General features: G+C 60.6%; 15 protein-coding genes. 6 read left to right on the top strand and 9 right to left on the bottom strand.

What is annotated here, in order from left to right; translation table 11 throughout:
* Window positions 1-234: 234 nt before the first annotated feature.
* The 4 genes from BTE54_RS00780 to BTE54_RS00765 all read right to left on the bottom strand — a co-directional run bounded on the left by BTE54_RS00780 (window position 235) and on the right by BTE54_RS00765 (window position 3,504).
* On the bottom strand, window positions 235-828 hold the full coding sequence (locus tag BTE54_RS00780; RefSeq protein WP_078051162.1) for a histidine phosphatase family protein: 594 nt from the start codon (window positions 826-828) through the stop codon (window positions 235-237).
* Between the two features lie 30 nt (window positions 829-858).
* Window positions 859-1,677 (bottom strand): enoyl-ACP reductase FabI, encoded by an 819-nt coding sequence (fabI, locus tag BTE54_RS00775; RefSeq protein ID WP_003521090.1) that lies wholly within the window; start codon window positions 1,675-1,677, stop codon window positions 859-861.
* A gap of 131 nt (window positions 1,678-1,808) precedes the next feature.
* On the bottom strand, window positions 1,809-2,924 hold the full coding sequence (locus BTE54_RS00770; protein ID WP_078051482.1) for a DnaJ C-terminal domain-containing protein: 1,116 nt from the start codon (window positions 2,922-2,924) through the stop codon (window positions 1,809-1,811).
* Window positions 2,925-3,135: 211 nt separating this feature from the next.
* Entirely contained in the window at window positions 3,136-3,504 is a 369-nt protein-coding gene (locus BTE54_RS00765; RefSeq protein WP_174035754.1) for an RT0821/Lpp0805 family surface protein, read from the bottom strand.
* A gap of 137 nt (window positions 3,505-3,641) precedes the next feature.
* Between BTE54_RS00765 and pdxH the strand changes: the two genes are divergently transcribed.
* Window positions 3,642-4,262, top strand: a complete 621-nt coding sequence (gene pdxH / locus BTE54_RS00760) for a pyridoxamine 5'-phosphate oxidase (protein WP_078051160.1) — start codon at window positions 3,642-3,644, stop codon at window positions 4,260-4,262.
* Window positions 4,263-4,293: 31 nt separating this feature from the next.
* Here pdxH and BTE54_RS00755 read toward each other — a convergent pair whose 3' ends face one another.
* Window positions 4,294-5,073 carry a sulfite exporter TauE/SafE family protein gene (locus tag BTE54_RS00755; protein ID WP_035263541.1) on the bottom strand — a complete coding sequence of 260 codons (780 nt, stop codon included), beginning with the start codon at window positions 5,071-5,073 and terminating at the stop codon, window positions 4,294-4,296.
* A 154-nt stretch (window positions 5,074-5,227) separates the two neighbouring features.
* On the opposite strand from BTE54_RS00755, the gene BTE54_RS00750 reads away from it, so the two are divergent.
* Window positions 5,228-5,536 carry a MazG nucleotide pyrophosphohydrolase domain-containing protein gene (locus BTE54_RS00750; protein ID WP_065654313.1) on the top strand — a complete coding sequence of 103 codons (309 nt, stop codon included), beginning with the start codon at window positions 5,228-5,230 and terminating at the stop codon, window positions 5,534-5,536.
* Here BTE54_RS00750 and BTE54_RS00745 read toward each other — a convergent pair.
* From BTE54_RS00745 to BTE54_RS00725, 4 genes are all read right to left on the bottom strand, one after another.
* Window positions 5,525-6,199, bottom strand: coding sequence for an HAD family phosphatase (locus BTE54_RS00745; RefSeq protein WP_078051159.1), 675 nt, complete (start codon window positions 6,197-6,199; stop codon window positions 5,525-5,527). The two genes, BTE54_RS00750 and BTE54_RS00745, sit on opposite strands and share 12 nt — an antisense overlap.
* Before the next feature lie 3 nt (window positions 6,200-6,202).
* Window positions 6,203-6,640, bottom strand: a complete 438-nt coding sequence (locus tag BTE54_RS00740) for a VOC family protein (protein ID WP_003521098.1) — start codon at window positions 6,638-6,640, stop codon at window positions 6,203-6,205.
* Between the two features lie 202 nt (window positions 6,641-6,842).
* Window positions 6,843-8,258, bottom strand: coding sequence for a metalloprotease TldD (gene tldD, locus BTE54_RS00735; RefSeq protein WP_078051158.1), 1,416 nt, complete (start codon window positions 8,256-8,258; stop codon window positions 6,843-6,845).
* A 457-nt stretch (window positions 8,259-8,715) separates the two neighbouring features.
* Window positions 8,716-9,240: an invasion associated locus B family protein gene (locus BTE54_RS00725; RefSeq protein WP_078051156.1), complete on the bottom strand. Its 525-nt coding sequence runs from the start codon at window positions 9,238-9,240 to the stop codon at window positions 8,716-8,718.
* 410 nt (window positions 9,241-9,650) lie between these two features.
* Here BTE54_RS00725 and coxB point away from each other — a divergent pair, with 410 nt between their 5' ends.
* From coxB to BTE54_RS25405, 4 genes are all read left to right on the top strand, one after another.
* On the top strand, window positions 9,651-10,547 hold the full coding sequence (gene coxB / locus BTE54_RS00720; protein WP_104679333.1) for a cytochrome c oxidase subunit II: 897 nt from the start codon (window positions 9,651-9,653) through the stop codon (window positions 10,545-10,547).
* A 16-nt stretch (window positions 10,548-10,563) separates the two neighbouring features.
* The gene (gene ctaD, locus BTE54_RS00715) at window positions 10,564-12,264 is read left to right on the top strand and encodes a cytochrome c oxidase subunit I (RefSeq protein WP_003521103.1); all 1,701 of its coding nucleotides are present in this window, start codon (window positions 10,564-10,566) and stop codon (window positions 12,262-12,264) included.
* A gap of 385 nt (window positions 12,265-12,649) precedes the next feature.
* A complete protein-coding gene (gene cyoE, locus BTE54_RS00710; protein WP_003521104.1) occupies window positions 12,650-13,603 on the top strand; it encodes a heme o synthase in 954 nt (317 codons plus the stop codon).
* On the top strand, window positions 13,603-13,734 hold the full coding sequence (locus BTE54_RS25405) for a hypothetical protein (RefSeq protein WP_003521105.1): 132 nt from the start codon (window positions 13,603-13,605) through the stop codon (window positions 13,732-13,734). The genes cyoE and BTE54_RS25405 overlap by 1 nt, the downstream gene beginning before the upstream one ends.
* Window positions 13,735-13,754 lie beyond the last annotated feature (20 nt).

Here is a 13,754-nt window from a genome sequence, read left to right as displayed (position 1 = left end):
CACGCCAAAACCTCCGTTGTGAAACGAGCGGATGCCTCTTGTTTCTTCCCCGTCGGGGAGAAGTCCGCGGCAGCGGGATGAGGGGGCAAGGGTGCGGTCTATAGCTATAGTTGCCCCCTCATCCGACCCTTCGGGCCACCTTCTCCCCGGCGGGGAGAAGAAATACGCGGCGGCCTTTGCGCCAAATATACGGGCTGCTCGAGTAGGACGATGCAGAGGGTTATGCCCTGCGCCTCACCAAATCCACTCCGCGCTGCTCCTGTCGATCTCGACCTTCAAAATCCGGTCCTGCGGAATTTGCGTCCTTGACGCCTCGTCCTTGTCCATGCCGGAGACCAGCCGGAAGATCGAGCGGATGACGCCGCCGTGGCAGACGCATATCGTCGGAACCTCGACGGAGGAAAGCCATGCGCCGATGCGCCAGGAGAGGATTTCATAGCTTTCGGCATCCTGGCCGGGGGGAATGAAATCCCACTTGTTGGCCTTGCGCGCCTTCACCCGGTCCGGGAACTCTTTTTTCAGCTCCGGCAGGGTTTGCCCTTCCCAGTCGCCGAACGAAACTTCGATCAGGCGATCGTCGGTTCGATAGGCCTTGGGATCGAGGCCCATCGCGCCGCGCATCAGTTCCATGGTCTCGCGCGTGCGCCCGAGCGGGCTTGCCACGTAGTCGAAATCCGTGGCCTGTTCCCCCAGCAGCTGCGCAAGCAGTTTGCCGTTACCGACCGCCTGCTGGCGGCCGAAATCGTTGAGCGGAATGTCTTTCTGGCCCTGAAGCCGGCGTATCGCATTCCAGTCCGTTTGTCCGTGCCGGATCACATAGACGAGCAAGGCGATACCCCGTTCTTACACTTTTCAGGCTTAGTCCTTCACCACCGAAATGTCAGGCGCATCCACCGCCTTCATGCCGATGGTGTGGTAACCGGAATCGACATGGTGGATTTCGCCGGTCACGCCGGTCGAAAGGTCGGACAGCAGGTAAAGCGCCGACTTGCCGACTTCCTCGATGGAAACGGTGCGCTTCAGCGGCGCATTATATTCGTTCCATTTCAGAATGTAGCGGAAGTCGCCGATGCCGGAAGCTGCAAGCGTCTTGATCGGGCCGGCGGAAACGGCGTTGACGCGGATGCCGCGATTGCCGAGGTCGACGGCGAGATAACGCACGCTGGCCTCGAGAGCAGCCTTGGCCACGCCCATGACGTTATAGTTCGGCATGACCTTTTCGGCGCCGTAGTAGGTCAGCGTGATGATCGAGCCGCCGTCATTCATGACCGGCTCGGCGCGCTTGGCAACGGCGGCCAGCGAGAAGACGGAAATGTCCATGGTGCGGTTGAAATTGTCGCGGCTGGTATCGAGGTAACGGCCGGTCAGCTCATCCTTGTCGGAAAAGGCGATGGCGTGCACGACGAAGTCGATCTTGCCCCAGTGCTTTTCCAGCCCGGCAAAAACCGCATCGATCGTCTCGAGATCGGTCACATCGCAGTGACCGGCCATGAAGGCGCCCAGTTCCTGCGCCAGCGGCTCGACACGCTTCTTCAGCGCGTCGCCCTGCCAGGTCAGCGCAACTTCCGCGCCCGCGTCGGCACAGGCCTTGGCGATGCCCCAAGCGATGGAACGATTATTGGCGACACCCATGATGAGGCCGCGTTTGCCAGCCATGAGGCCGGATGCCTGAGCCATTTTATGCTCCCTAGTACTTTTGATCGGTCCTGCCTATGGCATAGGCTGCAATCCTGTTCAAGATTGCCAAAGATCATCAACTGTTAGGGAGCGTAACAAAGGGTGCGTTGTCCCGGCTATTCGCAAAACTTTCACAAATAAAGGCCTTCGCGCATGTGCCGCATCAGGTCGGTCACCTTTTCGTCCGGCTTTTCCAAGAGAACGATGCGCAATTCGATGACGAGATCGCCCTGTCCCCCCTTGCCGTCGGCGAGCCCCTTGCCGGTAAGCCTCAGCACACGGTCGGAGCCGGACCAGGCCGGAATGGTGATGTTTTCCTCACCGAGCGGAGTCCTGACTTTCGTTTCACACCCCAGAACCGCATCGCTGAGCGAGATCGGCAGCGTCGTGTGAATATCGAAGCCACGAAGGGAAAACGCGTCGTCACGGGCGGTCAGCAATGTCACGGCAAGATCGCCGCGCGCCATGTTGGGTAGCTTCAGCCCCTGTCCCTTCAGCCGCACCACGTGTCCGTCGGTCATGCCGGCTTCGAGTTGGAAGCGAACCTCGCGTTCGTCGGCAAGCGACACGGTAATCCACTTGTGTTCCAGCAGATCGGCGACCGTGACGGTGGCCTCCGCAGTGATGTCCGGCGCTTTTTCGGCAGCCGGCTGCGGCGTGCGGAAACGGCGCACCAGAGCGCTGAAAAGATTGGCGGCGAGCGATGCGGGCGCTGTCCTGTCATCGCCGGCGCCGGGCTGCGCGGTCTCGCCGGCACCCGGCATATCGCTTTTTGCGGTGCCCGCGGCAGCCTTTGCCGCTTCGGCCGCCTGCTGCACCTTGGGATCGTTCTGTGCTTCCGCGCCAAAAATCCGTTCGACGATATCTTCGGCGGTTTCCGCCTTGGCGTCGGTTTTCTGGCCGGTCTGCGCCCGGTTGCGGGCGTCGGCGCGGGCCAGTTCCTCCATCAGCTTTTCGGCGGCCTTGGCGCGCTCGGCAGCCTCGCGCGCGGCTTCCCGCTGCTGCATGATGGTTTCGCCGCGCTGTTTCTTTTCGGCCGCCCTGCGGGCCTGATCGTAGAGATCGCGCTTTTTCGGGTCTTTGAGAAGATCATAGGCCTGCCCGATCTCGGCGAATCGCGCCGATGCGTCGGGATCGTCGCGATTGGCGTCCGGATGGACGGTTTTCGCCTTCGTGCGCCAGGCGGCCTTGATTTCCTCGTGGCGGGCGTCACGTTTTACGCCGAGGATCGAATATGGATCGCGCATGCGAAACACCAGTTACGTTGGCTCAGGCGCTGCCGCCCTTCATGGCGCAATCCTGAAACTAACCCCTCCGAAAAGGGATGCCCGCGATCATTCGCCTGCACGCCCTCGGTTTAATCAACGTCGACTGTTGCAATAAGTTGCTAATCACTCCTTTACGGAGGAAGCGCGCCGCACCCGGGCCGGCTCTATTCCATATTTAAGGGTAAACAGATTATTTCTGCTCGAAGCGGGTCAGCAGCCATTCGCCGGTTTCTGAGAGGCAGGCCTGTCCCGCATAGCTCGCAACGCCCTCGAAGGAGTGTCGCGTCGTCCTGAAATCGCGGCAGACGAAGCCGCTGGATTTGTCTTCGTGAATGGCGGTGACGACGCCGGCGCTGCCGGTGGCGGCATTGGCCCAGGGCAGCGGCTGGTCGGCGAGCTTGGCGAGATCGGCCGACGTCACCGCATTGCGGATCGTCGCATCGTCCGTCTGCGGCGCATTGTTCGGCTGGTTGGGAATGGAGGCCGTGGAAAGCGAGCGGTCGACCTTGTCGCCGCCGAACAGGTCGAGGCTGACGCAGCCGCTCAGCATCACAAGCATTGACACGACGGCGGAAACTTCCGCTACCGACGAAAGGAGGCTCTTTGTTCGACTGTTCGACTTTGCTATGACGGTCACCATCTTTCACCAGAGATCATCTCTGGGGTCCAAATCAGCTCGGGAGCATTTTAGTCAATATGTCGGAAACGGGGTTAACATCCAGTGACTTCACGGAAGAAAATGAACCGTTCACGCTTTTTGCCGAATGGCTGAAGGATGCAACGGCTTCCGAAATCAACGATCCCAACGCGGTAGCCCTTGCCACCGTGGACGAAAATGGCCTGCCGAATGTGCGCATGGTGCTGCTGAAAGGCGTCGACGACCGCGGCTTTGTTTTCTACACGAATTTCGAAAGCCAGAAGGGCCAGGAGATCCTCGGCCAGAAAAAAGCGGCCATGTGTTTCCACTGGAAAAGCCTGCGGCGACAGGTGCGCCTGCGCGGTGAGGTGGAGATCGTGAGCGACGAGGAGGCGGATGCCTATTACGCCTCGCGCCCGCGCGGCAGCCGCATCGGCGCCTGGGCTTCCAAGCAGTCTCGGCCGCTGGAAGGTCGTTTCGCGCTGGAAAAGGCCGTGGCGGAATATACCGCCAGATATGCCATCGGCGATATTCCGCGTCCGTCCTACTGGTCCGGCTTCCGCATCCGCCCCGTCAGCATCGAATTCTGGCACGACCGCAAGTTCCGCCTGCACGACCGCATAGAATTCCGCCGCGAGACGCCTGACGGTGCATGGTCCAAGGTCCGCATGTATCCCTAAGGGCGGTCAGGGCAGGCCATTTACGGCCTGCCTATTTCAGCAGCGAATCGAACAGCGGCAGGCCGATGACGGCGGAGATGGCGATCAGCCCATAGCAGATGCGCCGGAACGCCGCCTCGTCGGCAAGCCCGTGCAGTCGCGCGCCGGCATAAAGCCCGGCCCCGTAAAAGGGCAGGGCGAGCAGGAAAAAGACGAAGACATCGGCGGTGAACAGGCCGCTGACGAAATAGCTGCCGGTGGAGATCACGGTCGAGATCGCGAAATATAAAATGACATTGGCGCGCACGAAGGCGCCTTTGAGCGCGCCGCCGAGCCAATAGGCGACGACCGGTGGACCGCCCAGTTGCGCAGCACCCGAAAACAGCCCGGCCAGAAACCCGGTGAAGAGGGTCAGCGGTGTCTTCGGCCGGCCGCTGTAACGCCAGCCGGAAAGCAGAAACAACAGCAGCATCACGACGACGGCGGAGATGATCCAGCGCAGCGTCAGCGGATCGCCGTTGGAAAGCAGCATGGTTCCAAGCGGCACGCCGACAAAGGCGCCGGCCGCCATGATGAAGACTTCGCGTCGGTCCGCCATGCGCCATGCGGGCGGTATCATGCCGAGCGTCAGCACGGCGTCCACCACCAGCAGCACTGCCGAGGCGACACGCGGCCCGACGATGGCGCTTGCGAGCGGGATGAAGATGAGCGCCGCACCGAAACCGGAAAAGCCGCGGGCAAGGCCGGCGAGAAAGGCGGCGCCCGCGAACATGGCGAGCAGAGTCGGACTATGCGCGGTGATGAGGGACGAGAAAAAATCGAGGTGGGACATGGGCGATGGCACGGTTGTTCGAATATGTTTTCTCTATCCCGCCTGCATGTACATGTCGCGGAATTTTCAGTTCAGGGCTGCGTGACGCCCTGACGGGTCGACGCCGTCAGAGAATCATGATTAGAGTTGTAGCGCATGAACAAAGGATGAACAAATGTTTGCTGACATGATGCCTCGGTTTGAAGAGGCCTCGCAAAAATATGCCGCTGAAAACGGAATATTCCGCGACCCGGACTGGTACATGCTCAAGCTTCAGGAAGAGGTTGGCGAGGTCACACAGGCCTGGAATCGGCTGACAGGACGGGGGCGCATTAAGGGCAGGAGCAAAGAGGAGATGAAGCGGGATCTGGCCGATGAAGCCGCCGATCTGCTCGGCCATGTGCTGTTACTGGCCCATTATAACGGTCTCGATATTGAAGGTGCGATCGAGCGTAAGTGGCGCTTTACGCCGTCAAAACCCTGAAGACTCCAGCTTTTCCAACATGGCCGCCACCGCATGCAGGTCGCTTGCAACGGCAATGCACTTCTCCCGCATTTCCTCGGTCGGCGGCGCCACGTCCGGCACCATGATCGTCATCATGCCCGCCGATATCGCCGAGCGCACGCCTGAATAGGAATCCTCCAGCGCAAGGCAGCGGCCCGGATCGAGGGAAAGCCTTCGGGCTGCGGTGAGATAGGGCATGGGTGCGGGTTTCGGTTCGGTATAGTCGCCGCGTGCGACGATGGTGTCGAAACGTCTGAGAAGATCGTGGGGCCCGAGATGGCGCGTCACCGAATCGTGCCGCGACGAGGTGGCGATGGCGCGGCGGATATTGAGCCGGTCGAGCAGATCGAGAATGTCGATGACGCCCGGCTTCAGCGCCACGCCTTCCGCCATCATCACGCCAAGATGCCGGAGCCAGGCGTCGCGGAAGCTGTCGATGGGAAAATCCGCACCATAATCGGCAAAGATGGTGCCGGTGATGACGTCCCACGGGCTGCCGCAGACCTTCTGATAGGTCTCGACCTTCATGCCATGGCCCCCTTCATCCGAGGCAGCCAGAAATGAATCGCGATAGAGCCTCTCGCTCTCGATCAGCAATCCGTCCATGTCGAAAACCACGGCCTGCGGAAGAAAAGGCAGCATGACTTAACCGAACCGGAAGGGGCGTTCGCCAAGGCTCTCGAACGGGCGGATCAGATAACCGTCCGGATCGGCGACGATGAATTGCCGGTTGCCCACTTCGACCGTGCCGCGCCTGTACCATTTTTCCTCCAGCGGCATGACGAGGTCGATGGAGGATCGCTCCAGCCGGGAGAGAATGGGTTGCAGGGAAGGGACGGCAAGTTGCAGGTTCATGCCGCGGCCGAGCGGAAATTCGAGCGCGGCATTGTCCGTCACAAATGTCCGGGTCGCGCCGATCTGGTCGATCATCAGCTGGGCATCCCCCAGCGCCAGATAGGTGAAACCCTCCTCGGGGCGCTCATAGACCACATGAAAACCGATCAGGTCGCAATAAAAGGCGCGGCTTTTCTGCCAGTCGCTGACGGCGAGTTCAGGAACGAGGGCATTTCGTATGATGGTCATGGTCTCCTTTGCCGCGCAGGCCCGGGGTGGGAGGAGGGGCCTGCCATGAGGGATGATCTTACCGCCTTCCCGGCCGCATGCCAGAGGAAACCTCATCATGGCAGCCATGTGTGGGTTTAGGGGCTGACGGGATGGCGACGCTGCGGGTGAGGGCTGTCACGGCAGTTTCGACATTTTCCGCGACCGCGCATGCGCCGCGGAACTAAGCCTTCGTACCGCCGACGGTGATCTGGTCCATGCGCAGATGCGGCTGGCCGACGCCGACCGGCACCCATTGTCCGGCCTTGCCGCAATTGCCGATGCCGGTATCGAGCTTGGAATCGTTGCCGATCATCGAGACGCGCTTCATCGCATCCGGCCCGTTGCCGATCAGCATCGCGCCCTTTACCGGCGCGCCGATCCTGCCGTTTTCGATGAGGTAGGCCTCGGTGCAGCCGAACACGAATTTGCCGGAGGTGATATCCACCTGGCCCCCGCCGAAGGAAACGGCATAGATGCCCTTCTTCACGGAGGCGATGATCTCTTCCGGCGTCTTGTCGCCTGAAAGCATGTAGGTATTGGTCATGCGTGGCATCGGCACATAGGCGTAGCCCTGCCGGCGGCCGTTGCCGGTGGGCTTGGCGCCCATCAACCGGGCGTTCTGTCGGTCCTGCATGTAACCGACCAGCCTGCCGTTCTCGATCAGCACATTATAGCCGGAAGGCGTACCTTCATCGTCGATCGTCAGCGAGCCGCGGCGGCTGTCGATGGTGCCGTCATCCACCACGGTCACGCCGGGGGCGGCAACCATTTCGCCCATCAGGCCGGCAAAGGCCGAGGTTTTCTTGCGGTTGAAATCGCCTTCCAGACCGTGGCCCACCGCCTCGTGTAGCATGACGCCCGGCCAGCCGGAGCCAAGCACCACATCCATGGTGCCGGCCGGCGCATCGATGGCGGTGAGGTTGACGAGCGCCTGGCGCAGCGCTTCATCCGCACCGCGCTGCCAGTTTTCCGTGGTGATGAAATCGCTGAAGCCGACGCGGCCGCCAATGCCGTAGGAGCCGCTTTCCTGCCGGTCGCCTTCGCCCGCCACGACGGAAACATTGATGCGGGTCATCGGCCGGATATCGCTGACGCGATGGCCGTCGGCCCGCAGGATGTCCACCACCTGCCAGCTTGCCGAAATGGTCGCCGTCACCTGCCGGACCTTGTCGTCCTTGTCACGCAGATAGGCATCGATATCGGTGAGGAGCTTCACCTTTTCCTCGAAGCTCGGGCTGCCGATGGGGTTCTCGTCGCCATAAAGCTTCTTGTTGGTGCGCTGCGGTGCGGCGGCATAAGAGCCGGAATAACCCTTGGTCACCGCGCCCACTGCATCGGAAGCACGTTTCAGCGCACTTTGCGAAAGCTCACCCGCATGGGCATAGCCAACCGTCTCGCCTGCGACGGCGCGCAGGCCGAAACCCTGATCGGTGTTGAAAGAACCGCCCTTCAGCCGGCCATTATCGAAAGTAAGCGATTCGGCCTGGGCATGTTCGATGAAAAGCTCGCCATCGTCAGCGCCGGCAAGCGCCTCGCCGACCAGCTTGCGCAATTGCGTCTCGTCGCAATCGAAGAGTTTTACAAGGTCGTCGGTCATGGGAGGCTCCAAACTGAATAGTGTCCGGCAAGCATGTAGGATCGCGTGGCGCCGCTGGCAAGCCAAAGCGTACCGGGGTTTAGGTTAGCTTGAAGATAAGATGCACCACAACGAAAGCAGCAATGCAGATCCACAGTTGATGGAGGAGCATCGGGAATGCCAGCCGTGACCAATGATTGCTGGAGTCAGGCGCTAGGCGCTGCCAGTGAAAATACGCAAGCTGGTTGCCGGACACGACCGTTAGGGCAAGCTCGATGCTTTGCCAATCATGTGGAGATCGGAAAAATATCCCGTTCTTGCGAGCATAAGCCGCCATAAATGCAATTGCGGCATAACATATGGCAACGCCGCAGATGAATTGTAAGCTTGGCGATCTTTTGTCTCTCATGCTTTTCAGTAATGACTAAAACTATACTCTCAAGATATAGTTATCAGCTGAAAAAGCAAGGCGTTCTACTCAGGGAAGCGCGTCATATCCCTCGGCAAAGCCGGAAAGCTCGATCGGAATACCCACGCGATCCTGATCCACGGCTTCGCGCAGTGCGAAAACGGCATTCTTGCCAGCGCGCAGAACCTTCAGCAACTCGTCGTCGATATCCACTTCCACATAGCAGCCTTCGGAGAAGCAGCGGGTGAAATAGGCGCGGCCGATATTATTATTGTCGATATAAAGCTCCATGCCATCCTTCAAAAGCACGCCAAGCGGCGCGAGGATGCGCAGGATGCGCGACTTGCGGTCGGCCGTCTTCAGCACCACCACCGAAAGCCCAACTTCCGGGCGGTCATCGGCGATCACGTTCTGCATCAGCGCGCATTGTTCTTCGGACGCGCCCGCCGGCTTGTCGCAGATGACAGACCATGCTCCGTGCGTCGACTTCGGCGTGCCGGGCGGCTGCTGTTGCGCCAGCGTCGCAGCGGCAGGAGCGATGATGGCAAGACCGGCGGCGGCAAGAAAAGTGCGCGCGAGCGGGGAAAGACGCATGGATACCTCTGGGATTCGAATCAGTGCGGCTATTTTGACGCCATAATCCGGAAAAAAAAGCCTCAGGCCTTCAATTCCAGCGGAGTTGGGCGGAAATAGGACCTGTCTTGCGGGATGGGCGTGTGATTTGCCCGGCGCGACATTCATTATCCGGCGATGAAACTGGCGGCAAAACCGGCTGTGAGAAGGGGCTTTGTCGCATTTGGGCTGTTTGAAACCGCGTTCGGCCGGTCCGGTGAGGCGTGGGGTGAGAGAAAGTCGCCGTGGATTGACCAATGGCAAAATTGGGGCGCATCCGTGTCCCGACGCATATTGCGGCAGAGGACAAACTGTGGTTTGAAGTTAGTACCATAAGCATGGATTCTGCGTCTGTGATTGATCTAGATCAGACGCGTGAGGGAGAGGGTACCGTGACGAATAGGATTTACGCAGCACTGGCGGGGATGACCTGTCTGCTCACGGCTGTCGGCGCCCACGCCGATCAGCCGGTGCATTGGCAAATGGGCATGCAGGAGGCCGCCACGCCGATCATGCACGAAATACGCTGGTTTGAACAATATACGCTCTGGTTCATTGTTCCGGTTACGCTTTTCGTTCTTGCGCTGCTCATCGTCGTCGCCCTGAAATTCCGCGCCGCGAAAAATCCGGTGGCTTCCAAGACCAGCCATAACACGGCGATCGAGGTGGTCTGGACGCTGGCGCCGGTTCTCATTCTTCTGTTCCTTGCTTTCCCGTCGTTCAATCTCTTGAACGCGCAGCTCACGCAGCCGGAAAACCCCGACGTGACGCTGAAGGCGACCGCCACGCAATGGCTGTGGAGCTATGAATATACGGCCGCCGAAGGCGCCGAGCCGGTTTCCTTCGACAGCTACATGCTGAAGGACCAGGATCGCGCCGCCGCGGGCAAGGAAGACAGGGCCCGCTATCCGCGTCTTCTGGCGGTAGACAATGAAATGGTCGTTCCGGTCGGCAAGACCGTTCGCCTGCTCGTCACCGCCGCACCGACGGATGTGATCCATTCCTTCGCCATGCCGGCTTTCGGCGTCAAGATCGACGCCGTTCCCGGCCGCCTGAACGAAACCTGGTTCAAGGCGGAAAAAGAGGGCCTTTATTACGGTCAGTGTTCCGAGCTTTGCGGCAAGGACCATGCCTTCATGCCAATCGCCATTCGGGTGGTTTCCGAACAGCAGTACAACACCTGGCTCACCGCCGCCGCTTCTGACCTGAGCGGCGCGAACCGGGCGCTGATGGCCTCTGTCGATGGCGCTCCGCGCACCGTCGACGTTGCCGCCAACGAAACCAACTGACTCTGGAGTGAGGACAATGGCTGGACCTTCCGCACACGACGATCATCACTCGCATGGTCATTCCGCACATGACGATCATTCGCATGATGCGCATCATTCCCATACGCCGGGCTTCTTCGCCCGCTGGTTCCTGTCGACCAACCACAAGGACATCGGCACTCTCTATCTGATCTTCGCGATCATCGCCGGCATCGTCGGCGGCGGGCTTTCCGTCGTCATGCGCATGGAGCTGCAGGAGCCGGGCATCCAGATTTTCCACGGTCTGGCGTCCATGGTTTACGGCTTCGAGGGTGACGCCGCCATCGATGGCGGCAAGCACATGTTCAACGTGTTCACCACCGCGCACGCGCTGATCATGATCTTCTTCATGGTCATGCCGGCGCTGATCGGCGGTTTCGCCAACTGGATGATCCCGATCATGATCGGCGCTCCGGACATGGCTTTCCCGCGCCTGAACAACATTTCCTTCTGGCTGATCGTTCCGGCTTTCATCCTTCTCATTCTCTCGCTCTTCGTCGAGGGCCCTGCGGGCGCCTACGGTGTCGGTGGCGGCTGGACCATGTATCCGCCTCTATCGACCAGCGGCATGCCGGGACCGGCGGTGGATCTGGCGATCTTCGCGCTGCACGTTTCGGGCGCGTCGTCGATCCTCGGTGCGATCAACTTCATCACCACCATCCTCAACATGCGCGCCCCGGGCATGACGCTGCACAAGATGCCGCTCTTCGCCTGGTCGGTCCTCGTCACCGCGTTCCTGCTGCTGCTTTCGCTGCCGGTTCTGGCAGGCGGCATCACCATGCTTCTGACCGACCGCAACTTCGGCACGGCATTCTTCTCGCCGGAAGGCGGCGGTGACCCGATCCTTTACCAGCACCTGTTCTGGTTCTTCGGCCATCCGGAAGTCTACATCCTGATCCTGCCAGGCTTCGGCATCATCAGCCACATCGTCTCCACCTTCTCCAAGAAGCCGGTCTTCGGTTACCTCGGCATGGCCTACGCCATGGTCGCCATCGGCGCCGTCGGCTTCATCGTCTGGGCCCACCACATGTACACGGTCGGCCTGTCGCTCGAAGCGCAGCGTTATTTCGTCTTCGCCACCATGGTCATAGCGGTGCCGACGGGTATCAAGATCTTCTCGTGGATTGCGACCATGTGGGGCGGTTCGCTGACCTTCTCGACCCCGATGGTCTGGGCGATCGGCTTCATCTTCCTGTTCACGGTCGGCGGCGTCACCGGCGTCCAGCTCGCCAATGCCGGTCTCGACCGTTCGCTGCACGATACCTATTACGTGGTGGCGCACTTCCACTACGTTCTGTCGCTCGGCGCGGTCTTCGCGATCTTTGCCGGCTGGTATTACTGGTTCCCGAAGATCACCGGCTACATGTACAGCGAGTTCCTCGGCAAGCTGCATTTCTGGGTCATGTTCGTGGGCGTGAACCTCGTGTTCTTCCCGCAGCACTTCCTCGGTCTTGCGGGCATGCCGCGCCGCTACATCGATTATCCCGATGCCTATGCCGGCTGGAACATGGTATCCTCCTACGGTTCCTACATCTCGGCCGTCGGCGTGCTGATCTTCCTCTTCTGCGTCTGGGAAGCCTTCGCAAAGAAGCGGATCGCCGGCAACAACCCCTGGGGTGAAGGTGCGACGACGCTCGAATGGCAGCTGTCTTCGCCGCCGCCCTACCACCAGTGGGAACAGCTGCCGCGCATTCGTTGATGCGCGGGCCGGAAGGAGCGGGCAGGGCCTGCGAATTCCCGGCGCTGAAAATGAGGGACGGCGCGGTTCGGTCCGTGCCGTTTCCCGAACGGGCAGTCTCTCCTGCCGCGTGACATTTTGTCCAAGCGATGCCTGCCGTCCGACGTGATACATGCCCCGGACGTGATAAATGCCAAATCTGGCCTTTATGAAATGCAAGCGCAGACGAATGGCGGCAGCGTGCGGCGAAAAGCCGGAAAATGGCATCGGTTTTCCCCGGCGCCGCTCATGCCAGGACGTTCGGGACCCATGAATTGACGCATCGCGCATGCCGGAAATCACATTTTTTTCGGGCCGGTGCAGGGGACGTCGCTTCACGCGGCGTTCGAAGGAAACAGGACAGGAAATGAGCATTATCGACAATCGCGACATGCTGGGCGTGAAGGGCTCCGAACTTTCGGAAGCCGGCGCGCGCGATTATTTCGAATTGCTGAAGCCGCGCGTCATGTCGCTCGTCGTCTTCACGGCCTTTGCGGGTCTCGTGCTGGCGCCGGGTGAAATCAACCCGGTGCTCGGCATCATCGCCATTCTCTGCATCGCCGTTGGCGCGGGCGCATCCGGTGCGCTCAACATGTGGTACGATGCCGATATCGACGCTGTGATGAGCCGCACCGCCCGGCGGCCGATCCCGTCCGGCCGCATCGCGCCGCGCGAGGCGCTGGCCTTCGGGCTGACGCTGTCGGCCTTTTCGGTGGTCATTCTCGGCCTTGCGGTCAACTGGTTCTCCGCCGGCCTGCTCGCCTTCACCATCTTCTTTTACGCCGTCATCTATACGATGTGGCTGAAACGCTCGACGCCGCAGAACATCGTCATCGGCGGCGCGGCCGGCGCTTTCCCGCCCATGCTCGGCTGGGCCTGCGTCACCGGCGGCGTTTCGCTGGACAGCATCATCCTGTTCCTCATCATCTTCCTGTGGACACCGGCGCATTTCTGGGCGCTGGCGCTGTTCAAGATGCGCGATTACGGCGCCGTCGGCATTCCCATGATGCCGAACGTGGTCGGCGAACGCTCCACCAAGAACCAGATGATCGTTTATGCGGTGCTGACGGCGGCCGCGGCCGTTGCGCCTTATTTCACCGGCCTTGCGAGCGCCGGTTACGGCATTTTCGCCGCCGTTCTGAGCGCTATCTTCGTCTACTGTTCGCTCGATGTCCGGCGCATGCCTGAGGGCGACGAGAAGATGCTGCCGGCCAAGAAGATGTTCGCCTATTCGGTGCTTTACCTTTTTGCGATTTTCTCCGGCCTTCTGGCCGATCATTTCGCGCCGGCCCTGAAGGCCGTCATGTCGGGAGTCCTGTGATGGAAACGGTGGAACTGAGCGCGGCGCAGAAAAAATCGAGACGTGGGCGCAACATCGCGCTCGGCGTCCTGCTCGCCGGCCTGGTGGTGCTGTTCTACATCATCACCATCATCAAGATCGGCTCGCACTGACGCGCTGATTGAGGGGAGAG

Source organism: Agrobacterium sp. YIC 4121, assembly GCF_002008205.1.
GTDB classification, from domain to species: domain Bacteria; phylum Pseudomonadota; class Alphaproteobacteria; order Rhizobiales; family Rhizobiaceae; genus Agrobacterium; species Agrobacterium leguminum.
The sequence above is the reverse complement of the archived record's forward strand: the minus strand, read 5'-3'. Positions and strand labels throughout refer to the sequence as shown.

What these genes read in the sequence shown, in the direction of transcription:
- BTE54_RS00770 (WP_078051482.1), bottom strand. Translation starts at nt 2,924, where the DNA reads ATGCGCGATCCATATTCGATCCTCGGCGTAAAACGTGACGCCCGCCAC.
- BTE54_RS00725 (WP_078051156.1), bottom strand. Translation starts at nt 9,240, where the DNA reads ATGCGTCTTTCCCCGCTCGCGCGCACTTTTCTTGCCGCCGCCGGTCTT.
- BTE54_RS00740 (WP_003521098.1), bottom strand. Translation starts at nt 6,640, where the DNA reads ATGACCATCATACGAAATGCCCTCGTTCCTGAACTCGCCGTCAGCGAC.
- fabI (WP_003521090.1), bottom strand. Translation starts at nt 1,677, where the DNA reads ATGGCTCAGGCATCCGGCCTCATGGCTGGCAAACGCGGCCTCATCATG.
- pdxH (WP_078051160.1), top strand. Translation starts at nt 3,642, where the DNA reads ATGTCGGAAACGGGGTTAACATCCAGTGACTTCACGGAAGAAAATGAA.
- cyoE (WP_003521104.1), top strand. Translation starts at nt 12,650, where the DNA reads ATGAGCATTATCGACAATCGCGACATGCTGGGCGTGAAGGGCTCCGAA.
- BTE54_RS00750 (WP_065654313.1), top strand. Translation starts at nt 5,228, where the DNA reads ATGTTTGCTGACATGATGCCTCGGTTTGAAGAGGCCTCGCAAAAATAT.
- BTE54_RS25405 (WP_003521105.1), top strand. Translation starts at nt 13,603, where the DNA reads ATGGAAACGGTGGAACTGAGCGCGGCGCAGAAAAAATCGAGACGTGGG.
- BTE54_RS00745 (WP_078051159.1), bottom strand. Translation starts at nt 6,199, where the DNA reads ATGCTGCCTTTTCTTCCGCAGGCCGTGGTTTTCGACATGGACGGATTG.
- tldD (WP_078051158.1), bottom strand. Translation starts at nt 8,258, where the DNA reads ATGACCGACGACCTTGTAAAACTCTTCGATTGCGACGAGACGCAATTG.
- BTE54_RS00765 (WP_174035754.1), bottom strand. Translation starts at nt 3,504, where the DNA reads ATGCTTGTGATGCTGAGCGGCTGCGTCAGCCTCGACCTGTTCGGCGGC.
- ctaD (WP_003521103.1), top strand. Translation starts at nt 10,564, where the DNA reads ATGGCTGGACCTTCCGCACACGACGATCATCACTCGCATGGTCATTCC.
- BTE54_RS00755 (WP_035263541.1), bottom strand. Translation starts at nt 5,073, where the DNA reads ATGTCCCACCTCGATTTTTTCTCGTCCCTCATCACCGCGCATAGTCCG.